We start from the raw sequence: 26944 nt of genomic DNA on the forward strand, positions 1-26944 counted from the left end.
CCAAAAAAAAGTGATTTTCTTCTTGACTAATATTGTAAATAGTATAAAATATATGTATGAGTGATTATCTTGACATAAATAATGAAGAACTCTTAAAAGATTTCTTTAGTGAAGCCGAACAACAAGTAGAAATACTGGAAAGTAATGTTTTGGTGATAGAACAAAATCCTGAGGATAGAAATGCTGTAGATGAGATATTTAGAGCCGCTCATACTTTAAAAGGCGGTTCAGCAACTGTAGAGATGACAGAGCTGTCTCAATTTACGCATGCTATGGAAGATCTTCTTGATGAGATTAGAAGCGGGAATGTTCAAGTAACAGGTGAGGCTGTAGATCTCTTGTTAAGATCTATTGACATAATTAAACTTATGCTTGATGCACGGGCGTCAGGTTCTATATATTCGGATGACGTGTCAGGTATTGTTAATCAACTTCGTTCTTTTATTCCTGAAAAAGCAAATAAAAAATCTTCTAAAGCAAGTGCAAGCATCTCAGGACCCAAAATGCCGACGAAGGTTTCAGAGGTTTCAAAGCCTAAGCAGTCTGATTCAAGTTTAAAGCTTTCAGATTATTTTTCAGAATATGAAATTCTTGAATTGGCTGAAACAATACAAAAAGGTGAAGACTTATATGCTGTAATAGTAAAATTCGATGAGTCTAATTTGATGAACTCTGTAGGTGGTATTCAAGTTTTTGCCGCTTTAAAAGACTATGGCAGCGTTTTAAAAACAAGCCCTGATTTTGATGCTTTATATGAAGATGAATTTCATGAAACCGTAATTTATTTTTTATCTTCTTCTGCTGAAAAAAATATTTTGGAAAAAGCCGCTTTTATAGGCGATGTTACATTGTCGGCAACTGCCGAGAAGCTTGACCTGCATGAAGAAGCGAATTCAGATAAACCTGCTGAAGCCTCAGAGCCTGCTGAGACAAAACAAACTGAACCTGAAAATCAAGAGAAAAAACAAGCTGAAGTTTCCGCAGAGAAATCGGCTGCACCTGCCGAAAAGCCTGAGAAAAAACAGCCTCATACAAGCTCTCAAGGGGGCGGGCATTCATCAGGTTCCGTATTACGTGTAGATGCAAATAGAATAGACTATCTTTTAAATTTGGTAAGCGAGACGGTTATAACAAAGGCCTCATTAAATCAGAGTACTATTGAATTTACGGAATTATATGACAAATTTCAGAACTCAAGTACGGTTTATAAAGATAAGACAAGAAAGCTTTTAGATAAGATTCCTGAATATCTTGAAAAAATTCAGCAAGGTTATGATATCAATTCTATAAAACAAGATGTACTGAATGAGTACTCCGGTCTTTTAGAAGTTTTTGGTGATTTTGATTCTTCTATGAAGGCTGCTGTTACAAAATTTAAGTCTTCGTCTCAAAATTTAGGCCGAATTTCAGGAGAACTTCAAGAAGGGGTCATGAAGATAAGGATGGTTCCTATAAGCCAGATTTTCAGCCGTTTCCCGCGTGTAGTTAGAGACCTTTCGCGGGATTTAAACAAAAATGTTCAGTTGGTAATTGAAGGTGAAGATACGGAACTTGATAAATCGGTTGTTGAGGATTTGCTTGATCCTATAATGCACTGTGTAAGAAACTCTCTTGATCACGGTGTTGAATCCCCTGATGTACGCAAAAAGCTCGGAAAATCCGAACAAGGAACTCTTCTTTTAAAGGCCAGTAATGAAGGCAATATGATTGTTATTGAAGTTGCCGATGACGGCCATGGAATAGATGTTGAAGCCGTAAAGCAAAAGGCTGTTGAAAGAGGAATTTTACACCCTAATAAAAGCCTTACGGATGTGGAGGCTTTTCAGTTGGTTTTTGCTCCCGGTTTTTCAACGAGTAAAACTATATCCAGTGTATCGGGCCGCGGTGTAGGTCTTGATGTTGTAAAAACTCATATAGAAAAACTAAACGGAACTGTTACGGTAGAATCCGAACCAAATGTAGGAACCCGCTTTATAATAAAATTACCCTTGACTTTGGCAATTATTCAGGGGCTTTTGATAAGGGTAGGGGACGAGGTTTATTCTATACCTATTACCTCTGTTATAGAAAGTCATAGGGTAAAACCTGATGAAATTAACCGTATAGATAACTATGAAGTTTTTAATGTGCGTGATGAGGTTTGCAGCCTGTTAAGGCTCAACCGCTTATTCGGTATTGCATCGGCTGAAACCGATGATGACGGATATAATTACATAGTTGTAGTAGGAACCGAAGAGAAAAAAGTGGGGCTCATGGTTGACAGCTTGATAGGGGAAGAAGCGGTAGTTATCAAACCTTTGAAAGATCAGTTTACTAATTCTCCCGGAATTGCCGGAGCTTCAATTTTGGGTGACGGTTCCGTTTCATTAATTATAGATGTAGCCCAGCTGCTTGAGCTTGGTTTAAAGCAGGAAATGCTGGCTAGAGAACGCCGAGAGGCTTCAGTTTGGTAGGTTTTAAGGAAAGATTATGATGGAAGAAACAAAAGAATTACAGCAAAATACAAAAATCGGCTTAGGTATGGGGGATGCAGATTCTCTTCATGAGCAGATGATTGTTGTTGATTTTAAGATGGTAACTTTTTCTCTTGCCGGTAAGGACTATGCAATAGATATTACGCGTGTTAAAGAAATAGCAAAGGCCGGAAATTTTACCTATGTGCCTAATACATCTCCATTTGTACTTGGCGTATATAACTTGCGAGGCGATATTATTCCGATAATAGATCTGCGCATTTTCTTTAATATTCCCGTACCTTCCCGTAAAAAAAATCAACCTGAAAGTATGGTTATCATAAATGTACAGGATCAAATTTTCGGCGTTGTAGTAGACTTTATTGATAAGGTAGTAGGCGTATCCAGCAGTACTATTCAGCCTCCGCATCCTATTTTTGGGGATATAAATATCAAGTATATTCATGGAGTTGTAGAAAACGGAGGACACTTATATATTCTTCTTGATGTAGATAAGATATTTGCTTCACGTCAGCAAAAAGAAGAAGTAAAAGAAGATTTACCTCCAAGTCCGGCAGGTGTTTTAAAAGATCCTATAAAACCGCAGGTAAATCAGCCTACCGAAAATTTAGATATAAAGTTTATCGGTGATACCTTGGCAGCTATGGGTAAATTCTATATTTCGGCTGTTAACGAAAATTGGGTAAAAGAAAGATATTTGGAATGGAAAGATATTAGGACTACAGGTAGTTTACAGATACAGTCTGAAAAAGATGCCGGAGAATTTTTATCTTCGTTCTTATCTCCTTTTACAAGACGCTTTTGGAGTGAAGCTTATATAAATTCTTATTATAAGATTCTTCCTGAAAACACCTCAACTGTAATTAATGTTTGGTGTATAGGCTGCGGTCCCGGATATGAAGCTTACAGTCTTGCAGTTTTACTTAAAATGCGTTATCCTCGGGCTCTTATAAAGATCTTTGCAAATGATTCGGACTTGTTGGCTATTTCAAATGCTCCTATGCTTTCAGTTCCGGCAGAAGCTGCGTCAGGTATTTATGAACCCTATATGACGAAAACCGCCTCCGGAGGTCTTACTTTCTCGAAAGAGATAAAAGATATGATTTTATTTGAGTACCATGATTGTACTCATCAAAATTCTGTCCCCGATCTGGATATAATTGTAGCAAGGGATGTGCTTTCTTTCTTAAATCCTACTGTACAGAGAACTCTTATTGAGGAATTTAGGGAAAAACTGAAAAATTCCGGTATTATAATTCTAGGTCAAAATGAAGCTATGCCTAAGCAAGATGGATGGCTTAGAAACAGTTCAGGTGATATTGTTATTTTTACAAAAGAATAAATATAAAAATATAAGGAGAAATAAATGCGTGTAGAGTACATTAATCCGTTTAGCGAAGCTGCGTATAATATTCTTTCACAAGTTTTAAGTGAAGACATTAAACGCGGTGACTTATACCTAAAATCGACATGTATGCCGGTTATGGGTGTTGCTGCTATCGTCGGTCTTGCCGGAGATGTTGAGGGCCGTGTTATTTTTGACATGACCTTAGATACTGCCTTAAAGATTGCCTCAGCCATGAATGGCGAGGAAATGAGTGAATTTGACGAACTTGCTCGGGCGACAATTACGGAATTGGCCAATCTTATTACGGCACAAGCTGTAACTAAGCTTCATGATCTAGGCTTTAAGTTTGACTTAACTCCGCCGGCTCTGTTTACGGGCGAGAACATGAAGATATCGAATAATGATATCGAAGCTTTAATTGTGCCGATGACAGCCCCGCAAGGCAGGGTTGAAATAAATGTTGCAATTCGTGATAGAGTATAAGGAAAAATAAAGGAGTTTTATTATGATATCAAAACAAGACTTTCCCAATATTAATGAGCGGGCTCCTGAAGGAAAGAAGCCGGATGGAACACCATATAAGATCTTGGTTGTTGATGACTCTATATTTGTTACAAAACAAATAGGTCAGATCTTAAATAGTGAAGGCTATGAAGTTATTGCTACAGCTGTTGACGGGTTTGAAGGTGTTGAAAAGTATAAAGAGCTTTGTCCCAATGTAGACTTGGTAACAATGGATATTACAATGCCTAAAATGGATGGTATTACAGCTTTGGAGCAAATTATGGCATTTGATAAGAATGCTAAAGTTGTTATGATCAGTGCTCTGGGTAAGGAAGAGTTGGTAAAAAAGGCTCTTTTACTTGGAGCAAAAAACTATATCGTCAAGCCTCTTGACCGCAAAAAGGTCTTGGAGCGTGTCGCAGGTGTTTTAGGTATTTCTTAATTTTACAAAGAGGCTTGAAACTTATGTTTTAAGCCTCTTTTTTTAACCTGATTAATCTGTAACGATTGTTTGCTTTTAAAATAGTGTATGTGTCGTTAAAACTTTTTTTTAAAGCTTTTTTTAAGGTGTGCACGTGATTATAAATTGAATTCTTTTTTAGACCGCTGTTTTCACCCCAAAATATAGTGTTTATCTCCTCATCAGTTAAACCTGTTTTTCTGTTTATTATCAAGTTCTTTAATAAAATTCCGGATTTTTTGGGCAGACTGTGAATATAATCCTTGTTAAAATCAGATTTTTTTCTACATTTTAAAAGAATAATTCTAAGCATCTTTTCGTTGCTTTTTATATTTTTTGATGAATATGAAGAGCTGAATATATTAATGTTTTTTATATTATAATTTCCTGCCGGCAGATAGGTGCATATTGTCATGTCTTTATGAACTCTTTTAAGTAAATGAGCTTCGTTAGAACCGTAATGATCTAGCTCTTTTTTACACACAATAATAGCATCTAATTCACTATCTAAATAATTGCATATAAATTTACTTCCGTTTTCTGCAGCAACGGTTATAATTCCATGATCTTCCAGTTTTTTACACAAAAAAGCGAGAGTTTCTATTTTTCTATCAAAAACCAATACCTTCATAATTATTTTATCGGAAAAAATCTTATATCCCTTAAAAATTTTTCAATTCCTAATGACAAACAGGCAAATAAATTGTATAATCTTTTATATGTATATGTTAAAAGGATGTTCGGGTTATGTTTCTTAAAAGTCTTGAAATTTTCGGATTTAAATCCTTCCCCGATAGAGTAAAAATTGAATTTGCAGATGGTATAACCGCCCTTTTAGGACCTAATGGATGCGGAAAGAGTAATGTTGTGGATGCCGTAAAGTGGGTTCTTGGAGAGCAGTCATCCCGTACTTTAAGGGCCGACAAAATGGAAGACGTTATCTTTAACGGTACCGAAAAACGAAGTCAGCTCAATATTGCAGAAGTTACATTAACTATAAGCAATGAAAAAGGACTTTTAAGTCTTGATTTAAGTGAAATAGCTATAAAAAGGCGGCTTTATAGATCAGGGGAAAGTGAATACTTTATCAATAATCAGCCTGCAAAACTTCGTGAGATTAGAGAGCTTTTTTGGGATACGGGTGTCGGAAAGGCAGCTTATTCCGTTATGGAGCAGGGAAAAATCGACCAGATTCTTTCCAGTAAGCCTGAGGAAAGACGGTATCTTTTTGAAGAAGCGGCCGGTATAACCAAATTTAAGATAAAACGCCAAGATGCAGAAAGAAAACTTGAAAAAACTAAAGAAAACATGCGTCAGATTGAGGGCGTGCTGGGAGAGGTCCGCAGATCCTACGATACTTTAAAAGTTCAATCCGAGCAAACAATTAAATATAGAGAGCTTAGAGATGCCGTTTTTGAGCATGAAAGAGATATTCAGCTTTTGCGCTTAAAAAGCTTCATAGATGGGCTTGCTGCAAAAAAACAAAGCTTGCAGGAAGCTTCCGAAAAAAGAGATTCTATTCAAAAACAAATTGACGGAATTCACGGAATGCTGTCGGAAAATATGGATATTGTAAATGAAATGGAAGAAAAGTTTAATGCTTATAGGACAAAGGTTCTAAACTTGGCAATAGAACAAAAAGGTAAGCAGGAACAAGTTCAGATTTACAATAAGCGCCATTCAGAATTAAAATTAAAACTTAATCAGCTTGAAGCTAAAACCTCAGCTACAAAAGAAAATATAGATAATTTAGAGAATGATATCTCAGAAAAAAATGCTGATGTATTTGAGTTTAAAAAACAGTTTGATGCTATAGAAAAAAATGCTTTAGAGTTTGAAAAAAATATAGATTTGGCAAGTCATAAAATTACATCAAACAAAGAAGATATAAAAAAACTTGAAGATGAGATACGGCATCTTGATGCTATGAGAGAGAATATGGAGCTTGAATTAAAGTCCATAACCGAAGATATTGTTACAGAGCTTGATAAAAATTTAAGGTCGGCCGGATATTCTTCAGCTAATCGATTAGAGGCTGAAAAAGAATTGGATGATGCACTAAGCCGATTAAAAGTTTTAATAACCGGAAGAAAGGATATATTTTCGGATTTTGCTTCAATTCATAATCATTCGCAAGAAGATGTAAAACAATTTGCAGAAAATGCCGTACAAAGTTTTTCTTCGCTTTTAAGTATAAGCAATGAGATAGATTCCTCTCTTGAAAAATATAAAAAATCTTCTGCAGGTTTTATTGATGAATTTTTAGCACCGGAAGGTATTATTACTAAAAAGAGAGCTGTTGATACGGCTATTTTAGAAAATAGGCAATCTATTGAAAATAAGCGTAAAAAGATCAGCGATTTTGGGGAAGAAAATAATACTCTTTCAGCAAAGATAAACGATTACCGAAAAACCCTTGAAGATTTGCGTGTAAGCAGGGCAAAAGTCGATGCTCAAGCAAAAAATGCGGAAGATCAGGTAAAACTTTTGGAAAGACAGCTTTTATCTCAAAAAAATATTCTTCATGATTTGGAAAACGAATTTTTTACGGAAGAAAAACAATTAAAGCAAACTGAAGAAGATATTTCTGAGCTTGAAGGGGAAATTAACTCTCTTGAATATGAGGGACGAAAGTTAAATGATGAGATTGAAAAGCTTGAAAATGAAATTTCAGTAAAGAACTCCGATCTTGCCAGTAAAAGAGGTAAGATTGATAAGCTTACTGCAGAGCTTTCAAAAGCTAATTCTCTTTTAGAAAAATTTCATTTTGACCTTGCAGGTATTGAAGCCGATATACGCAACACAAAAGAAAATTTTAGAGAAAAGCATTCCCGTGAATTGATGGAATTTGAAGAGAGAATGTTTACTCTTAACTCGTCGGTATCTGATCTTAAGGATAGTCTTTCTGTTATTAGACAAAAGCTGGATTCCCTAGGCAGGGTAAATTTTATGGCCCCCGAAGAATTTGAAAATGTAAAAGAAAGATATGAATTTTTAAATAAGCAGATTAGCGACCTTGAAAAAGCAAGAATTGACTTACAAAGAATTACAGATGAGATTACGGCAGAGTCTACTGAACTTTTTTTAGAAACATACAATAAAATTAAAAAGAATTTTCACAATATGTTTAGAAGGCTTTTTGGAGGCGGAAGGGCAGAAATACGCTTAACCGATCCCAAAAATGTTCTTGAATCGGGTATAGAAATATTTGCACAGCCTCCGGGAAAAAAACTTGAAAATATCAGTCTATTATCGGGCGGAGAAAAGTCTATGACAGCGGTAGCTCTTTTATTTGCAACCTATATGGTAAAGCCGTCTCCATTCTGTCTGCTTGATGAAATTGATGCCGCCCTTGATGAACAAAATGTAACCCGCTTTGTTACCACTTTAAGGGAATTTGCAAATGTAAGTCAATATATAGTTATAACCCATAATAAAAAAACGGTTTTGGGTGCAAATACTATGCTTGGTGTTACAATGGAAGAATCGGGTGTTTCAAAGGTTATAGCCATAAGACTTGATAATGAAACGGATATTGATGCAAAAAAACTTGATTTAGTTGATGAACCCTTTGTGGAAGAAGATGTTGAGCCTGAGGAAGGTGTATATATTCCGCCTCATCCTCCTAAAAGAATAAAAACTATAAACGATGAGGAGGAGAATTCAGAAAAAGATGATGGACTTGAAGGATAGAATAAGCGGTTTCTTTAAGAAAATTCAAGATTTTTTCTCAAACAACATAAAAACCGTTATCATAATTACATGTGTTGTTATTTTTATTTTGGTTTTAGTTCTTATTTTGATATTTATATCCTCCGGAAATAAAAATATCCAATCGGATAATCAAGATAAAAAAGCGGTATTATCATCTCAATTATCCGATTTTAAATCTCGAAAAATAAATACCGATAAGCTTCAGCTCATAGATGAACCTTTAAATCTTCCTCCAATTCAGTTTTCAAGAGAACAGCTTAATATTTGGGAAAAAACGGAAACCGATTATTGGTATGAGCCTCCTACGGAAAAGGATATGGAAGAACTTCATAAAAAGAATAAAGAAATTGTCGATAATATATTGGAGGCATCACCATGAAAAATGGAATCCGATCTCTGTTTGTTTTATCTTTTTTTGTGCTAGTTTTTAATTTTTCTTCTTGTGCCACTACCGAAAAAAAACTAGGAACTGAGTTGATTCCTGAAGAACAATCAGAGTCAGATATATCGGCAAAAACTAAAGACAATGAACCTAAAAAGGAAGAGCCTAAGCTTATATTAACACCTTCTGTTCAAGAACCTGCTATTAGCCCCGTTATAAAACCTAAGCTTTCAGCTAAGCCTACAGAGCCTAATATTGAAACCAACGATTCGGTAAGCTCAATTTCAGATCCTAAGCCTGTAACTGATAAACCGGAGTTGGAATTGATAATTGTTGCGGAAGATCAAGAATATCCTGTTACAGGAGACTCATCTAAAGATGAAGATAAGACTTTACCTAAAACTGAACCTTTATCTAAAAATAAAGCTTCGATTCAAGCTGAGACGCCTGCTGCAAGTTCAACTCAAAAAACAGAAACTAAAAAAACTCCTTTTTCAGCTTCAAATTCTCAAGCATCAAGTCCTCCGCCCGTTTCGGAGCCCTCAAGCCCTGTGCCTGAGCTTAAACCTCCAAAGCTTAATAATTCTAATGTAAAAGAGAATCCTCCGGATATAGTTGTTTCTAATGAAAAAGACGGCCTTTCTGATGTATCTGCTTCTAATGCAAAGCTTACTGAATCTGAAGCCGCTAAATTTTTTTCAGAGTTTCCCAGTACGGAGCCTTATGAAATTACAGAGGAAAAAGCATCCAGATCGGTAAAATTGTATACCGGTCAAAGACTTGAAGTTTTATATCCTGGGGAAGGATGGGTTTATTTAGGGGAATCTACGGCACAAAAAGGAATAAAATATCAGCAGAGAAAACTTCAAAACGGTACTTCAATTTTTCATTTTGGGGCTGCAAATGAAGGTAGCTATATTCTCAATTTTTCTTATTTTGATGTTTTTTCGGATAACTTTATTTCTGACTCAATAGCGGTTTATGTTGAAACGGCAAAGACAAAACTTAGTGATACGGTTAAAGCCCCTGATTATAAAGGAAGTATAAGTACGGCAAAGTCAAGTCCGAATGAAAACAAAGCTAAGACTAAGGATGATGGTTTATCCAAAACATTGCAAGGTACTGCGATAAAGAAAGATACTTCTCCCATAAAAAATGAGAATAATGATTCAAAACTATATGATTCATCAGATCTCTTGACTGTAGTAGGAGATGAAAATGTCGAAAAAAACGAGTCTATTGTAAAAACAGATGTAAAATCGGCTCAGGAGGCATTAGATAAGATAAGGGCATATATTTCGGAAGGAAATGCAGCAAGTGCTCTAAATTCGGCAGATGATTTTTTTAAAAATTATTCGGTCAATTTGGATGAAGCCTTATTTTTACGCGGTCAAGCATACGAGTTAAACGGGCCTAATAAAAATGTAAAAAAAGCCTTGGAAGCCTATCAAACCTTGACTAAGGCCTATCCCGAAAGCAAATTTTGGGACAAAGCAGATGCAAGAATAAGGTACATCAAAAAATTCTATATCGATATAAAGTAGGATTTAGTATTAGTTGTAAACTATAAAGAATTATCCAACCGCTTGACTAAACATCTTCTTTAGGTCATTATATCGGACATGGAAACTAGAAGTATTTTTAAAAATATATCGCCGATAGATCATCGTTATTCCCTTCCGCAAGGAGGTCTTTATGACGAACTGTCGGTTTTTTTATCGGAAGAAGCGGGCATCGTTTATTGTGCCATGGCCGAAATGGCCCTTGTAAAGGCTCATCTTAAAATCTCAGAAGAAAAAAAAGACTCTTTACTTCCCAAACTGAGCAGCGAGCTTGAAAAAACATTGGATGATATTGCATTAAATATCGATCCTTCCGAAGTTTATGAAGAAGAACATAAGACCCAGCACAATATAAGGGCCTTGGTAAATGTATTAAAGAAAAAAGTCCCCGAAAATACAGCTCCCTTGGTTCACCTTGGAGCTACCAGTGCCGACATTCTCGACACGGCCTTTTCTATGAGGATAAGGGATGCTGTCATAAAGGTAATAATTCCTCTTTTAAAGAAAACCGAGCTTTTGCTTTGCGATATAGCTGAAAGAGAGGCTGAAACGCCTCAGGTCGGGCGTACTCACGGTCAGCATGCGGTTCCGATTACCTTCGGCTATGCCGTTTCCGAATATGTAGCCCGTCTGGGTAAGTCGATTTTAAAAATGGAAGAGCTTGTAAAAGATTTACGCGGAAAATTTGCCGGAGCCGTAGGGGCTTATAATGCGGCTTCTTTAATAGTTTCAGATCCGATGAGGTTTGAAAAAATCTATCTTGATTATCTCGGCTTAAAGCCTTCCGAATATTCTCATCAGCTTGTGGAGCCCGAATACATGCTCCGCCTCCTTCTTGAAGCCAATATTGCCTTCGGCATAATTGCAAACCTTGCAGACGATTTACGCAATTTGCAAAGAACCGAGATAGGGGAGGTTTTTGAATATTTTAGTGCAACACAGGTAGGCTCTTCCACCATGCCTCAAAAGCGTAACCCATGGAACTCCGAGCATGTAAAAAGCTTGTGGAAGACATTTTCTCCACGCGTGATGAGTTTTTATATGGACCAAATCTCGGAGCACCAAAGAGATTTATCCAACTCTGCAAGTCAGAGGTTTATAGCCGATTATCTGACAGGCCTTGCCTTGGCCTTTAACCGCATGAATTCAATCTTAAAGGGCTTGCAGGCCGATAGGGAAAACATGCTTAAAAACCTCTTACAGGGAGGCGGAAAGGTTAGGGGAGGCGTTATGGCTGAGCCTGCTTATATTCTTTTGGCGGAATGCGGTGTTTCCGATGCCCATGAGGTAATACGCAAGATTACCCTTGCTGCCGAAAATCAAAAGATAAGTTTTTATGAAGCCTTAAAAGCCGAAGAAAAGGTCTTTGCCCTTGTTACGGAAAGATTAAAAGAGCTTAACTTTGATAAGCCCGAAGAATTTTTTGCAAACCCCGAACGCTACCGAGGTCTTGCAAACGTAAAAGCAAAAGCTTTAGCCGAAAAGTATAAGGCCTTAATGTAAGTTTTTATTTTAGCTTAGGCAAGTAAGCCCTCATAAGCTCAAGCCTTTTAAGATAGTAGGCCCTTTCTTTTTCGGGAAGGGTCTCAACCCATTCTTGGGTAAAGCGTTTTATTACGGGTGCATCTTTTTCATTATAGTTTGTAATTAAAACAGGGGCTGCCTCTATTTCAGGCTGCAAGATACCGTTTATTTTTTTAAAATGTAACTGCATTATTATTGAGTCTCCCGTATATTCCCTGTAATAGGCCGGATCGGCATAGTTCACCTTCCACCTTTGACCCGAAATAAAATTTCCCATAGAGTACATAAAAAAGGCATTTTTTTTATGTGTGAGCAAAGAGTCAAGAGGTTCATTATTCTCTCCTTTATTGATTTGAATAATATCTTTTTTGGAATCATCGGTTAAGATTTCCACTTCGGAAAGCTCCCAATCCTGTAAAACATGGGGATGGTGAGCCCAAACTACATCTATTCCTGCTTGGGCTAAGGCCTTAAACCATGTCTTTTTACCTTCTAAAACCTTAAGGCCGTATTCCGCTTCGTTTAGATGAAGGGAAAGAATAAAAATATCGCAAGGATTTTCTTCCCTCATTTTTTTTATGGATAAAAGAAGTTTTTCCCTTCCTGCTTTTGAGGGTTCCGAGTAATAAAGCCTGTGCTTTGATTTGCCGTGAGAGTTGATAAGCTCCGTTATAGATAAAAATAAAATCTTCCAGCCTTTTTTTTCGATTAAGACAGGTTTAAAGTCTTCATCTTCTTTGTTTTTTAAACCGGAAGAAAAAAGTTCCTTATTTTTGTACTCTTCTTTTAAAGCATTAAAGCTTTTAATTGTGCCGTCAATTCCTTGAATGTCTTGATCGTTGGTGTGATTATTGGCAAAGGAAAAGACATCGAATCCCCCATCTATTGCAGCTTTAAGATAATCTTTATGTATATTAAAACATGGAAAAGTTGAAAGCGGTCTTTCCTCACATACCGGTGTTTCCACATTTCCGAATGTTACATCATCGTTTAAAAGAATCTCTCTGATATCATTATAGATTCGATTATAGTCTTTCATTTTAAAATTGATATCATGAGCCATAATGTCGCCTGAGAAACTTAAAACAAGTTCGCTTATATCATCTTTTTTTTCAGGTAATTTTGATTCGGAAATTTCGGTTGAATTACAGGAATTTAAAATAAAAAATGCCGCTGTGATAAATAAAAATAAATAAGACTTAAGATTTTTTTTCATAATTGTTATAATTATACATTGACAATTGATATTATACAAGATACAATATACAAATATATTGTAATAATTGTTCAATGTTCAAGGAGGACAATGCAATGGCAAAGTCAAAATATGTATATTTTTTTGGCGGAGGTAGCGCTGAAGGTAATGGTACGATGAAGGAAGTATTGGGAGGCAAGGGTGCCGGTCTGGCCGAAATGACGGCTATAGGGCTTCCTGTTCCTGCCGGATTTACTATTACAACCGAGGTTTGCGAAGAGTATTATAAAAATAACAGAAAGTATCCTGTCGAACTAAAAGCTCAAGTCGAATCTTATCTTTCAAAGTTGGAAAAAATTACCGGAAAAAAGCTGGGGGACAAAAAAGATCCTCTTTTGGTTTCCGTTCGATCGGGAGCTCCCGTTTCGATGCCCGGAATGATGGAGACAATTTTGAACCTAGGCTTAAATGACCAATCCGTTCAAGGTTTGGCTGAAAAGACCGGAAATTTAAGGTTTGCCCTGGATGCTTACCGTAGGTTTATTTTGATGTACGGTTCTACGGCAATGAATATTGAACGGGAAAAATTCGATAAAATTTTTGATGATGTAAAAGGAAAAAGAACAAAAAAGCGTCTTAATCTTGCTCAGCCTGCAAAGGTTTCGGATACCGATGTAAACGAACCGGAATTGCAGGAAGTTATAGATAGATCTAAAAAACTTTATGAAAAAGAAATAAAATCTCCCTTCCCGCAAGATCCTATAAAACAGCTTTGGGGTGCTATAGGAGCAGTCTTCGGTTCTTGGATGTCCGATAAGGCCGTTACTTACCGAAGGGTTGAAAACATTGTAGGAATCCGCGGTACGGCTGTAAATGTTATGCAGATGGTATTCGGAAACAAGGGAGATAATTCGGGTACAGGAGTCTGCTTTACACGCGACCCGAATTCGGGTAAAAACGAGTTTTACGGTGAATATCTTTTTAATGCACAAGGCGAAGATGTTGTTGCTGGAATTAGAACTCCCATTAAGCTCGATGTATTTGCAAAAAAAGATCCCTCCGCTTATAAAAAACTTTGCGATGCACGCAAAATACTTGAAAAGCATTATAAGGATATGCAGGATATGGAATTTACCGTTGAAGAAGGTGAATTGTACATGCTCCAATGCCGAACCGGTAAGAGACTTCCTGCAGCCGCCTTCCAGATGGCTGTAGATATGGTGGAAGAAAAACTTATAACCAAGGAAGAAGCCATTAGCCGTATTAAGGCTTCGGATATTGAAGGCGTATTCTACAAGGCTTTGGATTATTCGAAGGCTGCCGATTTAAAATCCGCCCATCTTGTTGACGGTATTCCTGCCGTTCCGGGAGCTGCATGCGGTATAATCTGTCTTTCGGCAGAAGCTGCGGAAGCTGCTTCAAAGGACGGTAAAAGAGCAGTTTTAGTCCGCCATGAAACAAGCCCCGAAGATGTAGGCGGTATGCACGCTGCCGAGGGTATTTTAACAGCAACCGGAGGAAAAACCAGCCATGCAGCCGTAGTTGCCAGAGGCTGGGGAAAATGCTGTATAGTAGGCTGTGAAAATTTAAGAATCGATTACGAGAAAAAAGAAGTTTCTGCCAAGGGTATTGTCTTAAAAGAAGGTGATTATATAACCTTGGACGGTTCAAAGGGAGCTGTTTATAAGGGCGAGTTACCCTTAATTACTCCTAAGCCTCCTGCAGCCTATAAAAAAATCATGGAATGGGTTGATCAGATACGAAAAATAAAGGTAAGAACAAATGCCGATACGCCCGAAGACGCTAAGATTGCCGTAGGCCATGGAGCCCAAGGTATCGGGCTTTGCCGAACCGAGCATATGTTCTTTAGTGATGAAAACCGTATAGAGGCTATCCGAGAGATGATTATTGCAGAAAACAAGGAAGCTAGAGAAAAGGCTTTAAAAAAACTGCTTCCATATCAGACAAAGGATTTTGAGGGTATCTTTAAGGCTATGAACGGTTATCCTGTAACAATCCGCTTGATAGACCCGCCCTTACACGAATTTGTTCCTCATGATAAGGAAGGACAGCAAAAATTAGCAGAAAAGCTCAATATCGGCTTTGCAAGCGTTAAAAACCGTGTAGACCAGCTGACCGAAGCAAACCCGATGTTGGGACACAGGGGCTGCCGCTTGAGCATCACCTATCCTGAAATTCTTGAAATGCAGGTTACAGCCATTATAAATGCTGCTTGTACAGTCCAAAAGAAAGGAATTGATGTTTTACCCGAAATAATGATTCCTCTTACAATCGATGCAAAAGAATTTAAGATCTTGGAAAAACAAATACGCAAAGTAGCAGATGACATCATAGAGAAAAAGGCTAAGGATAAAAAGCTTAAGTATATGGTCGGTACTATGATTGAAACTCCGAGGGCAGCCCTTCTTGCTGACAAAATAGCAGAACATGCAGAATTTTTCTCCTTCGGTACAAACGACCTTACTCAGATGACCATTGGTATAAGCCGGGATGATGCAGGTAAATTCCTTCCCGAATATGTAGATGAAAACAAAGCCGGTGTATTTAAGGCTGACCCCTTCCAGTCCTTAGATCAAGAAGGTGTCGGTATGCTGGTAGCTTCCGCTATTCAAAAGGGCAGGGAAGTCAAAAAGAACTTGGAAATAGGTGTTTGCGGTGAACACGGAGGAGATTTAAATTCGGTTAAGTTTTTCTGTAAGGCCGGAATGGACTATGTTTCAGCTTCACCCTTACGAGTTCCTATAGCAAGGCTTGCTGCAGCTCAGGCCGAAGTTGAAGCTTCAAAAGCTAAGACCGGTGTAAAAAAGCCCTCCAAGGCTGCCTCTAAAACTGCTAAAAAGCTGGCTAAGAAGCCTGCCAAATAAAAATTAATTTTAAAGCACTGTATCTTTGTTAAGATGCAGTGCTTTAATTTAAAGATTTTAAGTTAAAAAATGAATTTTATAAAAAAATTAAGAGCATTGCGCGGAGCCGTATGCTGTGAAGACAATGAAAACAGCATCTCTTTGGCAATTGTAAGTCTTTATACTCAAATATTAAGAGAAAATTCCCTATCTGAAAAGGACATAGTTTCAATACAATTTACGGTTACCTCCGATATAAAGGCTTTAAATCCCGCATCGGCTTTAAGAAAGAACGGCTTTGCAGAAAATACAGCTCTTTTTTGTGCTTTAGAGCCTTATGTGGAAGGTAGTTTACCAAAAACCATTAGAATTTTAATCTATTATTATTCCAGGAAAAAGCCGAATCATATTTATATCGGAGGAGCCGAGGTTTTGCGGCCTGACTTGATAAGGAATACGGATAAATAAAAGAATTTTTGTAAATTTTGTAATTTTGCTTGACATAATTATAAAAATATGATATATTCCATTCTCATCAGCGCAATGCGTTTCAACGCGATGCGTTTGACTATGTCTCCTTCGTCTAGTGGTTAGGACATCGGGTTTTCATCCCGACAACAGGGGTTCAATTCCCCTAGGAGATGGATACCCTCGATTTAATCGGGGGTATTTTTTTAGTAATTTTAAAGCTAAAAAAACTTTACTTGACAAAATAATATAAATTTGTTAAACTAAAAATCTATTCAATAGTAACCAATTCATCATTTTTACATATCTTTTTCGGTGACTTAATCCGAATACTGAATTTTAGAATGATATATGTAAGTTACAGAGCATAGGAGAAAAATCCGATGACAATAAGAAAAAGAAAAGCTTTGCCGCAAGTTTCTGAGGATACCTTGTTTGATACGGGGATTGATTCTAATGAAAACTTAGGTCTTAGCCAATCCGATGAACAGGCTGATGACCTATCCCTTAGTTCGGCAAATCAGATTCAAGCTGCTGTAGAACAGACAAGAATTGAGCAAAACAACGAAGCAGACGATGAAGTTCTTGAAAAAAAAGTTGTTGTCCGTTCCCGAGGAAGAAAAAAGGCTGTAATTTCTTCTGATGAAGCTGAAACCAAACCTGCAAAAAAAACAAGTCTACCTGCAAGAAAAAAAATGCCTAAGGATATTCAAGAAGAAAAAGAAGAAGTCCCGCCAGTATCGGATACTTCTTTTAAAATTATTATAAACGATCTTACAAAGATGCGTATGCATGATTTGCGGGATATGGCCGTAAAATACGGTGTACCAGAGGATGAGCTGTCCTTAATGAAAAAACAGGATGTTATTTACCATATTCTTAAAAATCATACCAATCAGGGCGGTAGTATTTTTGCATCAGGCTCTTTAGAGACCCTTCCTGATGGATACGGTTTTTTACGCTCGCCTCAAAACAGCTATTTGACGGGAACTGATGATGTTTATGTTTCTCCCAGCCAGATAAGACTTTTTAATCTTAAAACGGGAGATACGGTTTACGGCCAAATCCGCTCCCCAAAAGAGGGTGAAAGATATTTTGCTCTTTTAAGGGTTGAAACCGTCAACTTTGATGAGCCTGCAAAATCTCAACGCCGTATTCCGTTTGATAACCTTACTCCTCTTTATCCTAGAGAAAAATTAAACCTTGAAACAACTACTCAAGAAATTTCTACCCGAATTATGAACTTGTTCTGTCCCATAGGAAAGGGGCAGAGAGGATTGATTGTAGCTCCTCCTCGTACGGGAAAAACGATAATGCTTCAAAAGATAGCCAATGCAATTACAGCCAATCATCCTGAAGTTTATCTTATAGTTCTTTTGATAGATGAGCGTCCTGAAGAAGTTACCGACATGGAGCGCACGGTAAATGCCGAGGTTATTTCTTCTACCTTTGATGAGCAGGCAACCCGCCATGTTCAAGTTGCTGAAATGGTACTTGAAAAGGCAAAACGCCTTGTTGAGCACAAGAGGGATGTAGTTATTCTTTTGGATTCAATTACCCGTTTGGCAAGGGCCTATAACCAGACTATGCCTACTTCGGGTAAAGTTCTATCCGGAGGTGTGGATTCGAACTCTCTTCATAAACCTAAACGCTTTTTCGGTGCTGCAAGAAATATCGAAGAAGGCGGAAGTTTAACGATAATAGCTACGGCTCTTATTGAAACCGGCAGCAAGATGGACGAGGTTATTTTTGAAGAATTTAAGGGAACGGGCAATATGGAAGTAAATCTAGACAGAAAGCTTTCCGACCGCCGTTTATTCCCTGCAATCAATATAAAGCGCTCGGGAACTCGAAAAGAAGAACTTTTATTAACGGAAGCAGAAATGCAGCTTATGTGGATATTACGCAAATTCATCAGCTCGATGGATGATGCCGATATTATCGAATTCTTAATAGATAAAATGAATAAGAGCAAGAATAATGAAGCTTTCTTAAAATCAATGAATGCCGGTCTTGCACAAAAAGAGTAAATATTGTATATTATAACACTACCTTGGGAGGTTTGTATGAAAAAAGATATTCATCCGAAATATGAAGAAACAACCGTTACTTGCGCTTGCGGAAACGTAATAAATACGCGTTCCACAGTAAAAGATATCAAGGTTGAAATCTGCTCTCAGTGTCATCCTTTTTTTACAGGAAAACAAAAACTTGTTGACACTGCAGGACGAATTGATCGCTTTAAGAAGCGATACAATATTAAAGACTAATTGTCTTTATAAGCTAAGCACGGGTTTTCTCGTGCTTATGCTTTTTGGTTTTATGGAGGATTGATAAACAGCTCGGCAGGAATTCTGAATCTCTGTTTGTCGATATTGTATAAAGTTTTTATAGGGGTAGTTTATGGGATGGTGGTCTATCTGGCTTTTGATCGGTGTGTTGTGTATAGGCTTGGAGCTTATAATTCCCGGTCTTGTTATTATCTTCTTCGGCTTCGGAGCTGTTTTTACTTCTGTTTTTAGTTTAATTCCTTTTATTAATCAAGCTCTTTGGCTTCAAATAATAATCTTTGTTATTTGTTCCGTTTTCTCTTTGATTTTTTTGCGTAAAAAATTCACTCCTATTTTTAAGGGGACTATTTTCTATTCGGATAAAAAAAGCGACAAAGAAGCGGAAGAGTTTGCCGATGTTATTGAAACGGTTTTTCATAACAAGGAAGGCAGAATAAAGTATCAGGGTACAACATGGAGTGCCCGCTCCCTTTCGGAAGAAATTCCTGCAGGCTCAATGGTCAGAGTCCTAAGGCGGGAAGGGCTTACCTACATTGTTGAAAAGGCTGAAAAATAACTTTTAAGGTCCTTTAAAAATTCGGTTTTTAAGATACCATTTTATAAAGTTTTTCCGAATATTTCTTTTTGAAGTCTTTTGCCTGTGGCTGTACAGGCGAGGCCTCCTTCGGCAGTTTCTCTCAAGGCTGAAGGCATAGAATCTCCGACTTTTTTCATGGCTATTATAACCTCGTCTACGGGGATAGCACTTTTGATTCCTGCCAGGGCAAGCTCTGCTGCTGTGAAGGCAAGGCTTACACCGGAAGCATTCCGTTTTATACAAGGAACTTCAACCAAGCCTGCTACAGGGTCGCAAACAAGACCTAAGATACATTTAAGGGCAATAGCCGTTGCATGGCCTACCATTTCCGGGGTTCCTCCGCACATTTCTACTATGGCTCCTGCTGCCATGGCTGAGGCCGAGCCGCATTCGGCTTGACATCCGCCCTCAGCTCCCGAAATAGAAGCCGTGTTAGCTATAACCATGCCGATAGCTCCGGCTGTAAACAAGGACATAACGGCATCTTCTTTTTTTACATCCTTTGTTTTTAAAACGGCTCCGATTGCACCGGGGAGAATACCGCAAGAGCCGGCAGTGGGGGCTGCAACTATTTTTCCCATTGAAGCGTTTAATTCGGAAACGGCCATTGCCATTCTTATGCCGTTAGCAAGGAGTGGGCCGCAGAGTGCTTTTCCGTTTTCAGATCTTTCGTATATTTTATAAGCATCTCCGCCCGTAAGGCCGCTTGTCGAGCGTATATCCGGGTTTGTTCCTTTGTCAATTGCTTCAAGCATTACATTTAAATGCTCCTGCATTCTTTCAAAGCAGTGCTCTTTAGTTTCTTCGAGGGCGGAGCTTTGGTCTTCTAAAATAATATCGGAAATTCTTAAAGAGTTTTCTGATGCTTTTTGTATCAGGTCTTCTATTTTTTTATACTCTATCGTTTTTATTTTCATAGTTTATACCCTTTATTATACAGGTTGAATTAGTATGATATTGTAAATATGCTCTATTTTTAAAATATCATCCTTTAAATCGGGGCCTACGCTTAAACCGTCCATTTGAAGGCACATTGTGGCGGTTCCTCCTCGGTAGTCTCTTCCGATATGAATTTGCGAAATATTTATCTTGTGTTTTGCCGTTACGCTTGTAATGGCAGCTATTCTTCCGGGAATATCTTGATATTCTACTACGAGTGTAGGGTTTTTACCGCTTAACTCTACAGGTTTTCCGTTTATTTTGGTAATTAGAATATTTCCGCCCCCTATGGAGGAGCCTTGCACGGAAATCTCTTTTCCGTCAATACCAGTCAGTTCAATCAATGCCGTGTTTGGGTGGGCATTAGGAATGTCGATAGGCTCGAAGGTGATGTCCAAACCTTGTTCTTTTGCAAGGGTTAAGCTGTTTCTTATACGCTCATTTTCAGGTTTCATTCCCATAATACCTGCTGCAATGGCCCTGTCGGTACCGTGCCCTTTATAGGTGTAGGCAAAGGAACCGTGTAAGTACACTCTTGCTTTTATAGCAGGTTCTGCAAGAAGAACCCTTGTTAAATAGCCTATTCTTACGGCTCCTGCCGTATGCGAACTGGACGGCCCTATCATAATCGGGCCTATAATATCAAAGATATCCATATTGAGCGATATTATATAAAAAAAAATTGCTGAGGTCAATATGACGGGTATATATAAAAACCTTGTTGGTTTTTTAGAAAAAAACATATTATTTAAAATTTATGTAATATGAGATTGACATTTTTTTTTGATGTGTCTATACTCCATATGATATTTTAAATTTTATAAATTATAGGAAAGGAAAATATGAAAAGATATATATTCAGTGCTCTTATTATTATAATCGGTTTATTGGTTTTATTTGCTCCATTCGGTTTTGCCCATGTATGTCCTCCTAAGGCTGACGGCAGTTTTATGAAATGTCATTGGATGGGAGAAGCTGTGAGGTTGTTAGGGGGGCTGATAGCCTTATCGGGCATTGCTTCTTTTATTTGTAAAAAATCGAGCTTCGGAATATCCGTCTATAATATCGGAACCGGAGTAAGTCTTATTTTGCTTGAAACTATTGTTATAGGCACCTGTAAGCACCCAAATATGAGCTGTAATGTTTATACAAAGCCTATAGTTATTCTATTAGCGATTGCTTTGATTACGGTAAGCCTTGTTTATGTTGTTCTTTCACGCAAAGAAAAATTTGAATAGTATATAAAAGGAAACTTATGCTTTTAAAAACTAAATCGCTTTCCAAATCCTTTGCCAGAGGTAAAAACTCTTTTTTTGCAGTAAAAGATGTTGACTTTTCCATTTCCGCTTCCGATTTTGTATTCATTGTAGGACGTTCGGGTTCAGGAAAAACAACCTTTCTTAATTTAATATCCGGTATTTTGGATCCTACCCAAGGGCAGGTTTTTTTTGAAGATGAAGATATTTCATCTATGAGCGATACCGCTAAGAGCTTTTACCGAAATGAGTCGATAGGCTTTGTTCCTCAGTCTTTAGCTTATTTGCCGAATCTTTCGGTATTTGATAATGTAAGGGTTCCGTTTTTTTTATTTAACAGGGACGGCGACAGTGAGGGTAGGGCTTTAAGCCTCTTGGAGCTTATGGATATAGCTCATTTAAAGGATGAGATGCCCCAAAATTTATCCGGCGGAGAAATAAAGCGGATGTTGATAGCAAGAGCTCTTATGAATTCTCCTAAATTGCTTATTGCAGACGAACCTACAGCAAATCTTGACAAGGAAACTTCTGAAACGGTTATGAATCTTATAAAAAGTGTTAATAAACTGGGAACTGCCGTTTTAATCGTAACACATGATTTTGAAATTTTAAATGAGGATAGTACTATGTATAGAATGAATGATGGAGAATTAACTAAAACTTGATTTTAGTACCGTTTCTGTTATTAGAAAAAAATTAAAAAAATATGTAAGATAATCTTGACATTGTTTTTTTGACTTGATATACTTGAAGTAGAATTTTGTAAGTCTTGGCTACAAAATTGGAGTTAATATGTTTAATAATAGTTTTAAAAGATTTTTATCGGTTCTTTTGATTTTCTTTGTTTTTTTGTTTTCTGTTTCAGCTAAAGAAAAAGAAGACTTGAGTTCATGGACTAAAATAGTCGAAAAGATGGAAATTCATCTGAATAATGCATACGAATTGTATACACAGGGGAAGACCCGCGAAGCCTATGACGAAGTAAATGCCGCTTATTTTAGATATTACGAATCCAAGGGAATGGAAAAAATAACGATGAGCTATCTTTCCGGTGCTCGCAAAACGGCTGTCGAAAACGCTTTTTATGAGTACAGAAAAAACGTAAAAAGCGATAAGGATAGCGAAATGATAAGAGCTCATAAGGATGCCCTTATAGCGATGCTCTACCATGATGCAGCCGAGCTTGACGGCACTTCCAATGATAAGGGAGGAAGCGGAAAGTCGGCGGCTGTTGCAACCTTTATTTCATGTTTTGTGCTTATACTGCGTGAAGGCTTGGAAGCTATTTTGGTTATAGCGGCTATTATCGCTTATCTTGTAAAAACCGGAAAAAAGAAGTACATATCTTCCGTTTATATCGGAGCTCTTGCAGGTATTCTTGTAAGTATAGTTTTAGCTTTTTTATTCGGTTTATTGGCAGGTGCGCAAAGCGGTATAGCTCAAGAGGTTTTTGAAGGCATCGGAATGTTCGTTGCCGTAATAGTTTTGTTCTATGTAAGCAACTGGATGATTTCAAAATCGGAAACGGAAGCATGGGAAAGATATATTAAAAAGAAGGTTGAATCTTCGGTATCGACCGGTAATAAGTGGGTCTTGATTTTTGCTGCCTTTATTGCCGTAGCAAGGGAAGGAGCCGAACTTATTTTATTCTTCCAAGGAGTTCCCGTTCAAGGTGCAAGCGGTCAAAGAGCTATGATTTTAGCTATTGTATTATCGGTGATTATTTTAGCCGGTGTTTTCCTTGCATTTAGATTTTTAAGTGTAAAACTGCCCTTAAAGCCGTTTTTTACCGTAACAAGTATTTTGATGTACATACTTTGTTTTTCGTTTACGGGAAAGGGCGTTTCGGAATTGCAGGCTGCAGGTGTGGTCGGAAAGACTATAATCCCGTGGATGCAAAGTTTTGAGTTGGATTTTTTAGGCATATATGCAACCTATGAAAGCTTGATACCTCAAATAATAGTTTTAATTACGATTATTGTGTTTTCAAGTTTATATGTCAAAAAAAATTAAAAGATTCTTGCCGAATTAAAAAAGAAAGAAGAAGGCGGGGATAATTAATTTAGTCCAAAAAAATTAAATATAGAGGAGAGTTTTTAAATGAAAAAAACTTTATCTTGTATTTTTGCATTGCTTGCAATTGCTTTTGTAATTACATCATGCGAAAAAAAAGAAGCGGTACAGCAGGCTGCGAAACCTGCTCCTACTGAAGAGAAAACGGCTGCCCCTAAACCCCACGAGGAAGGCGCTGCCGGTTTTGACGAGTTCCCCATCGGCGATGAGCAAGATGCCGGGATATTAACGGTTGCAGGTGTTTATTTTCAGCCTGTAGATATGGAACCTGCCGGTAACAGTTTGTCAAAGAACGAAGCTGATTGCCACATGGAAGCCGATATTTCTGCCAATGACAAAGGTGCAACATTGGGTTACGGTGCCGGCGACTTTGTTCCTTACTTACATGTTAAGGCTTACATCCAAAAAGTAGGTTCTTCAAAGGTACAGGAAGTTGCATTTATGCCGATGAATGCCAGTGACGGACCTCACTATGGTGCTAACGTAAAATTTGAAGAAGGCTTAGGTAAGTACAATATCAAGTTTGAAATTAAGGCACCGGGAAATGATTATCTTCTCCATGTCGACAAAGAAACAGGCGTTACCGGCCGTTTCTGGACGGAACCCATCGTTGTTGAATGGAAAGATTTTGAATGGACAGGACCTCAGTGGTAAACTTGTCCAATCGGTAGTAGTATAATTTAATACTAATTACTCATTCAATTTGTAACCGCCGAGGCTTTAGCTTGGGCGGTTACTTTTGATGTTTTGGAGGTGCACCATTTTAAAATTTTATATAAGGGTTATTGAAGCAGGCATAGGCTTTGCCTTAGTTCTTGCAGTTGTTTTTGCTTCATTTAGAACCCAAAGACCCGAAAAAAAACGGTATATTGTTTTTTTAGGTATACTCACAGGATTTATCGGCAGTATTGTTTCTGCAATATTAAGATCTATTCCTAATTACATAAATAGAACCAATTTTGCTTTTTGGTCGATGATTCCCGTCAGTATATTTTTCTTAATTTTAATTATTCTTTTACTGTTTAAAACAAAAGCGAAAAAATCTTTATTGTACGAAAATATTTTCGGTACAACCGTTTTTTTATATACGGCTGCAACGATATTTTATTATCTTCCCGTTATAATAACTCTTTCTACAACCTTGGTTAATTACGGCGAAAGTGCGGTAAGCACCCTCGTTTTATATAGACTTATAGGCTACTTGCTCGGAATAGTTTTTATTGTTCTTGCAAGTCTTTCAATTTATAAAACCTTAATAAAGTTATCTGATATCGAATTAAATATTACCGTAATAGCTTCTCTTTGTATTTTAGGGATAACTCAAATTGTGGTAATAATCCAGCGTTTATATTCTTTAAGAATAATTCCGCGGAATAATTTTATTTTTTGGTTTATTGCAATGGTGGTGAATAACGGAAACTTTTTTATATTTGCCGTCATTGTGTTTATAATGTTTGCTCCGATTCTTTTATGGAAAAAAAATATTAAAATTACCGAAGCATATAATAACAATGCCGAATTAAGAAAAATAAAAGCAAAAAAACGTAATGCAAAAAGGTGGGCTCGATTTTCTTTAAGCCTTTTAGTGATTTCTGTTTTTTCTTTATCCTTTTTGCGTTTTTATGTAGATAGAGAAGTTCCTTTGTCTCCGCCTGAAAATTATACGATTGCAGACGGTATGGCTGTTATTTCCTTAGAGCAATTGGAAGATGATAAACTTCACCGCTATGAATATATAACGGAGCAAGGAATCGGTATGCGTTTTATTGCCATAAAAAAAAGTGAAGGCGCTTACGGTGTAGGCCTTGATGCCTGCGATATATGCGGTCCCAGCGGTTATTTTGAGCGGAATAATGAAGTAATCTGTAAACTTTGCGATGTAGTTATGAATAAGGCTACCATAGGTTTTCCCGGAGGATGCAATCCGGTTCCAATTCCTTATATTGTACATGACGGGAATATTAAAATAAAGATATCAGACCTTGAGTCCGAAGCTCATCGTTTTAAATAGCAAAAGTTTTTATGGGGGAAGTTATGTTTTGGAGAATGATAGCGGGAGCGCTTTTTAGACAAAAAGGAAAAATGGTGATGATAGCTTTTACCATTGCCCTAGGCGCAAGTCTTTCAACTTCTATGCTTAACACAATGCTTGGTGTAGGAGATAAGGTAAACCAAGAGCTTAAAACATACGGAGCCAATATCAATGTTGCTCATAAAGAATCTTCTCTTTTAGATGATATTTACGGAGAAGAATCCGGAAACACAAAAAAATTCTTAAAAGAAGATGAATTGTATAAAATTAAAACCATATTTTGGGCATACAATATTGTCGATTATGCACCTTTTTTAAATGTGCAAGTAGATTATGACGGAGCGGATAAACCTGTCCGCCTGTCGGGTACATGGTTCGATTTTAGGATAGACTTACATACCGGGCAGGAAGTTATAACCGGAATAAGAAGAATGCGTACATGGTGGGAAGTAAACGGAAACTGGGTTTCGGATGATGATAATTCTTCCTGTATGGTAGGAAGTCTTTTTGCAGGAAGAAATAACTTAAAAGTAGGGGACGAGATAAAACTTACAAGTGCTGCAGCCTCTAAAACTTTAAAGGTCTCTGCAATTTTTAATTCGGGAAGCAATGAAGATGAGGTAATTTTTACTACATTGCATACAGCCCAAGAATTTTTAGGAAAGACAAATGTTTGTGAAAGCATCGAAGTAAGTGCTTTGACAACTCCCGATAATGATTTGGCAAGAAAGGCCGCAAGAAACCCTTTAAGTTTAACGATAAAAGAAATGGAAATATGGTATTGCACCGCCTATGTAAGCAGTATTTGTTATCAGATTCAGGAGGTTATAACGGATGCGGTTGCAAAGCCGATAAGACAGGTGGCCGAATCCGAAGGTGCTATCTTAAATAAGACAAGCTTGTTAATGCTTTTAATTACCGTTTTAAGTTTGATCGCTTCGGCTCTCGGTATTTCAAACTTGGTAACGGCGAGTGTTATGGATAGAAGGGCTGAAATCGGCTTAAAAAAAGCAATCGGGGCAAGTAATACGGCCGTTACCGTTTCGGTTTTAACTGAGGTTATGGTAATAGGAATTATCGGCGGTGCCGCCGGATATTTTGTAGGGTTGGGTTTAACGCAGATAATAGGCCGAAGCGTTTTCGGTTCTGCGATTCCGCCGGCTCCCATGGTTATTCCCATTGTAGTGCTTATCATTTTTTTGATTACCCTTTTGGGAAGTTTTCCGTCGGTAAGATATTTATTAAAGCTAAACCCCACGGAAGTTTTGCACGGAAAATAAA

22 protein-coding genes, 1 tRNA gene and 1 pseudogene are annotated in these 26944 nt (G+C 37.5%); 20 read left to right on the forward strand and 4 right to left on the reverse strand.

What is annotated here, in order from left to right:
• Nucleotides 1–56: 56 nt before the first annotated feature.
• Genes E4N78_RS07405 through E4N78_RS07420 form a run of 4 tightly spaced genes read left to right on the forward strand, consistent with a single transcriptional unit; the run spans nucleotide 57 to nucleotide 4768 of the window.
• A complete protein-coding gene (locus tag E4N78_RS07405) occupies nucleotides 57–2453 on the forward strand; it encodes a chemotaxis protein CheA (protein WP_255809932.1) in 2397 nt (798 codons plus the stop codon).
• A 19-nt stretch (nucleotides 2454–2472) separates the two neighbouring features.
• Nucleotides 2473–3816 (forward strand): CheR family methyltransferase, encoded by a 1344-nt coding sequence (locus E4N78_RS07410; protein ID WP_255812334.1) that lies wholly within the window; start codon nucleotides 2473–2475, stop codon nucleotides 3814–3816.
• 24 nt (nucleotides 3817–3840) lie between these two features.
• Nucleotides 3841–4305 carry a chemotaxis protein CheX gene (locus E4N78_RS07415; protein ID WP_255809933.1) on the forward strand — a complete coding sequence of 155 codons (465 nt, stop codon included), beginning with the start codon at nucleotides 3841–3843 and terminating at the stop codon, nucleotides 4303–4305.
• A gap of 22 nt (nucleotides 4306–4327) precedes the next feature.
• Nucleotides 4328–4768, forward strand: a complete 441-nt coding sequence (locus tag E4N78_RS07420; protein ID WP_255809934.1) for a response regulator — start codon at nucleotides 4328–4330, stop codon at nucleotides 4766–4768.
• Nucleotides 4769–4796: 28 nt separating this feature from the next.
• On the opposite strand, the gene E4N78_RS07425 is transcribed toward E4N78_RS07420, so the two are convergent.
• Nucleotides 4797–5417 (reverse strand): helix-turn-helix domain-containing protein, encoded by a 621-nt coding sequence (locus tag E4N78_RS07425; protein WP_255809935.1) that lies wholly within the window; start codon nucleotides 5415–5417, stop codon nucleotides 4797–4799.
• Nucleotides 5418–5533: 116 nt separating this feature from the next.
• On the opposite strand from E4N78_RS07425, the gene E4N78_RS07430 reads away from it, so the two are divergent.
• The 4 genes from E4N78_RS07430 (at nucleotide 5534) to E4N78_RS07445 (ending at nucleotide 11947) form a co-directional block, all read left to right on the forward strand.
• A complete protein-coding gene (locus tag E4N78_RS07430) occupies nucleotides 5534–8479 on the forward strand; it encodes an AAA family ATPase (protein WP_255809936.1) in 2946 nt (981 codons plus the stop codon).
• A complete protein-coding gene (locus E4N78_RS07435; RefSeq protein ID WP_255809937.1) occupies nucleotides 8460–8879 on the forward strand; it encodes a hypothetical protein in 420 nt (139 codons plus the stop codon). The genes E4N78_RS07430 and E4N78_RS07435 overlap by 20 nt, the downstream gene beginning before the upstream one ends.
• Nucleotides 8876–10426: an outer membrane protein assembly factor BamD gene (gene bamD / locus E4N78_RS07440; protein WP_255809938.1), complete on the forward strand. Its 1551-nt coding sequence runs from the start codon at nucleotides 8876–8878 to the stop codon at nucleotides 10424–10426. Before E4N78_RS07435 ends, bamD begins: the two co-directional genes overlap by 4 nt.
• Nucleotides 10427–10504: 78 nt before the next feature.
• Nucleotides 10505–11947 carry a lyase family protein gene (locus tag E4N78_RS07445; protein WP_255809939.1) on the forward strand — a complete coding sequence of 481 codons (1443 nt, stop codon included), beginning with the start codon at nucleotides 10505–10507 and terminating at the stop codon, nucleotides 11945–11947.
• 4 nt (nucleotides 11948–11951) lie between these two features.
• Here E4N78_RS07445 and E4N78_RS07450 read toward each other — a convergent pair whose 3' ends face one another.
• Nucleotides 11952–13184: a CapA family protein gene (locus E4N78_RS07450; protein ID WP_255809940.1), complete on the reverse strand. Its 1233-nt coding sequence runs from the start codon at nucleotides 13182–13184 to the stop codon at nucleotides 11952–11954.
• A gap of 95 nt (nucleotides 13185–13279) precedes the next feature.
• On the opposite strand from E4N78_RS07450, the gene ppdK reads away from it, so the two are divergent.
• From ppdK to E4N78_RS07480, 6 genes and pseudogenes are all read left to right on the forward strand, one after another.
• The gene (gene ppdK / locus E4N78_RS07455) at nucleotides 13280–16048 is read left to right on the forward strand and encodes a pyruvate, phosphate dikinase (protein WP_255809941.1); all 2769 of its coding nucleotides are present in this window, start codon (nucleotides 13280–13282) and stop codon (nucleotides 16046–16048) included.
• A gap of 69 nt (nucleotides 16049–16117) precedes the next feature.
• Nucleotides 16118–16495, forward strand: coding sequence for a chorismate mutase (gene aroH / locus E4N78_RS07460; RefSeq protein WP_255809942.1), 378 nt, complete (start codon nucleotides 16118–16120; stop codon nucleotides 16493–16495).
• Between the two features lie 104 nt (nucleotides 16496–16599).
• Nucleotides 16600–16671, forward strand: a tRNA-Glu gene (locus E4N78_RS07465).
• Nucleotides 16672–17259: 588 nt separating this feature from the next.
• Nucleotides 17260–18525, forward strand: a pseudogene (gene rho, locus E4N78_RS07470) (transcription termination factor Rho); the annotation flags it as partial.
• Between the two features lie 36 nt (nucleotides 18526–18561).
• Nucleotides 18562–18765, forward strand: coding sequence for a 50S ribosomal protein L31 (gene rpmE, locus E4N78_RS07475; protein WP_002669000.1), 204 nt, complete (start codon nucleotides 18562–18564; stop codon nucleotides 18763–18765).
• Nucleotides 18766–18898: 133 nt separating this feature from the next.
• On the forward strand, nucleotides 18899–19342 hold the full coding sequence (locus E4N78_RS07480) for an NfeD family protein (protein ID WP_255809944.1): 444 nt from the start codon (nucleotides 18899–18901) through the stop codon (nucleotides 19340–19342).
• Nucleotides 19343–19383: 41 nt separating this feature from the next.
• Here E4N78_RS07480 and sdaAA read toward each other — a convergent pair whose 3' ends face one another.
• Together sdaAA and sdaAB are read right to left on the reverse strand one after the other, a co-directional pair.
• Nucleotides 19384–20274, reverse strand: a complete 891-nt coding sequence (gene sdaAA, locus E4N78_RS07485) for an L-serine ammonia-lyase, iron-sulfur-dependent, subunit alpha (RefSeq protein WP_255812335.1) — start codon at nucleotides 20272–20274, stop codon at nucleotides 19384–19386.
• Between the two features lie 21 nt (nucleotides 20275–20295).
• On the reverse strand, nucleotides 20296–20958 hold the full coding sequence (gene sdaAB, locus E4N78_RS07490) for an L-serine ammonia-lyase, iron-sulfur-dependent subunit beta (RefSeq protein ID WP_255809945.1): 663 nt from the start codon (nucleotides 20956–20958) through the stop codon (nucleotides 20296–20298).
• Between the two features lie 186 nt (nucleotides 20959–21144).
• Here sdaAB and E4N78_RS07495 point away from each other — a divergent pair, with 186 nt between their 5' ends.
• The 6 genes from E4N78_RS07495 to E4N78_RS07520 all read left to right on the forward strand — a co-directional run bounded on the left by E4N78_RS07495 (nucleotide 21145) and on the right by E4N78_RS07520 (nucleotide 26943).
• Nucleotides 21145–21540, forward strand: a complete 396-nt coding sequence (locus tag E4N78_RS07495; RefSeq protein WP_255809946.1) for a DUF4418 family protein — start codon at nucleotides 21145–21147, stop codon at nucleotides 21538–21540.
• A gap of 17 nt (nucleotides 21541–21557) precedes the next feature.
• Nucleotides 21558–22223 carry an ABC transporter ATP-binding protein gene (locus E4N78_RS07500; protein WP_255809947.1) on the forward strand — a complete coding sequence of 222 codons (666 nt, stop codon included), beginning with the start codon at nucleotides 21558–21560 and terminating at the stop codon, nucleotides 22221–22223.
• A gap of 127 nt (nucleotides 22224–22350) precedes the next feature.
• On the forward strand, nucleotides 22351–23571 hold the full coding sequence (locus tag E4N78_RS07505) for an FTR1 family iron permease (RefSeq protein ID WP_255809948.1): 1221 nt from the start codon (nucleotides 22351–22353) through the stop codon (nucleotides 23569–23571).
• 87 nt (nucleotides 23572–23658) lie between these two features.
• On the forward strand, nucleotides 23659–24285 hold the full coding sequence (locus E4N78_RS07510; protein WP_255809949.1) for an iron transporter: 627 nt from the start codon (nucleotides 23659–23661) through the stop codon (nucleotides 24283–24285).
• Nucleotides 24286–24373: 88 nt separating this feature from the next.
• Nucleotides 24374–25642 (forward strand): Fe-S-containing protein, encoded by a 1269-nt coding sequence (locus tag E4N78_RS07515; protein ID WP_255809950.1) that lies wholly within the window; start codon nucleotides 24374–24376, stop codon nucleotides 25640–25642.
• A gap of 23 nt (nucleotides 25643–25665) precedes the next feature.
• Nucleotides 25666–26943: an ABC transporter permease gene (locus E4N78_RS07520; protein WP_255809951.1), complete on the forward strand. Its 1278-nt coding sequence runs from the start codon at nucleotides 25666–25668 to the stop codon at nucleotides 26941–26943.
• Nucleotide 26944 lies beyond the last annotated feature (1 nt).

This window comes from Treponema denticola (assembly GCF_024400535.1).
GTDB classification, from domain to species: Bacteria; Spirochaetota; Spirochaetia; order Treponematales; family Treponemataceae; genus Treponema_B; species Treponema_B denticola_C.

Excerpts from the sequence above, each read along its gene's own strand:
- E4N78_RS07405 (WP_255809932.1), top strand. The coding sequence starts at position 57 with ATGAGTGATTATCTTGACATAAATAATGAAGAACTCTTAAAAGATTTC.
- E4N78_RS07410 (WP_255812334.1), top strand. The coding sequence starts at position 2,473 with ATGGAAGAAACAAAAGAATTACAGCAAAATACAAAAATCGGCTTAGGT.
- E4N78_RS07415 (WP_255809933.1), top strand. The coding sequence starts at position 3,841 with ATGCGTGTAGAGTACATTAATCCGTTTAGCGAAGCTGCGTATAATATT.
- E4N78_RS07420 (WP_255809934.1), top strand. The coding sequence starts at position 4,328 with ATGATATCAAAACAAGACTTTCCCAATATTAATGAGCGGGCTCCTGAA.
- E4N78_RS07425 (WP_255809935.1), bottom strand. The coding sequence starts at position 5,417 with ATGAAGGTATTGGTTTTTGATAGAAAAATAGAAACTCTCGCTTTTTTG.
- E4N78_RS07430 (WP_255809936.1), top strand. The coding sequence starts at position 5,534 with ATGTTTCTTAAAAGTCTTGAAATTTTCGGATTTAAATCCTTCCCCGAT.
- E4N78_RS07435 (WP_255809937.1), top strand. The coding sequence starts at position 8,460 with ATGATGGACTTGAAGGATAGAATAAGCGGTTTCTTTAAGAAAATTCAA.
- bamD (WP_255809938.1), top strand. The coding sequence starts at position 8,876 with ATGAAAAATGGAATCCGATCTCTGTTTGTTTTATCTTTTTTTGTGCTA.
- E4N78_RS07445 (WP_255809939.1), top strand. The coding sequence starts at position 10,505 with ATGGAAACTAGAAGTATTTTTAAAAATATATCGCCGATAGATCATCGT.
- E4N78_RS07450 (WP_255809940.1), bottom strand. The coding sequence starts at position 13,184 with ATGAAAAAAAATCTTAAGTCTTATTTATTTTTATTTATCACAGCGGCA.
- ppdK (WP_255809941.1), top strand. The coding sequence starts at position 13,280 with ATGGCAAAGTCAAAATATGTATATTTTTTTGGCGGAGGTAGCGCTGAA.
- aroH (WP_255809942.1), top strand. The coding sequence starts at position 16,118 with ATGAATTTTATAAAAAAATTAAGAGCATTGCGCGGAGCCGTATGCTGT.
- rpmE (WP_002669000.1), top strand. The coding sequence starts at position 18,562 with ATGAAAAAAGATATTCATCCGAAATATGAAGAAACAACCGTTACTTGC.
- E4N78_RS07480 (WP_255809944.1), top strand. The coding sequence starts at position 18,899 with ATGGGATGGTGGTCTATCTGGCTTTTGATCGGTGTGTTGTGTATAGGC.
- sdaAB (WP_255809945.1), bottom strand. The coding sequence starts at position 20,958 with ATGGATATCTTTGATATTATAGGCCCGATTATGATAGGGCCGTCCAGT.
- E4N78_RS07495 (WP_255809946.1), top strand. The coding sequence starts at position 21,145 with ATGAAAAGATATATATTCAGTGCTCTTATTATTATAATCGGTTTATTG.
- E4N78_RS07500 (WP_255809947.1), top strand. The coding sequence starts at position 21,558 with ATGCTTTTAAAAACTAAATCGCTTTCCAAATCCTTTGCCAGAGGTAAA.
- E4N78_RS07505 (WP_255809948.1), top strand. The coding sequence starts at position 22,351 with ATGTTTAATAATAGTTTTAAAAGATTTTTATCGGTTCTTTTGATTTTC.
- E4N78_RS07510 (WP_255809949.1), top strand. The coding sequence starts at position 23,659 with ATGAAAAAAACTTTATCTTGTATTTTTGCATTGCTTGCAATTGCTTTT.
- E4N78_RS07515 (WP_255809950.1), top strand. The coding sequence starts at position 24,374 with ATGTTTTGGAGGTGCACCATTTTAAAATTTTATATAAGGGTTATTGAA.
- E4N78_RS07520 (WP_255809951.1), top strand. The coding sequence starts at position 25,666 with ATGTTTTGGAGAATGATAGCGGGAGCGCTTTTTAGACAAAAAGGAAAA.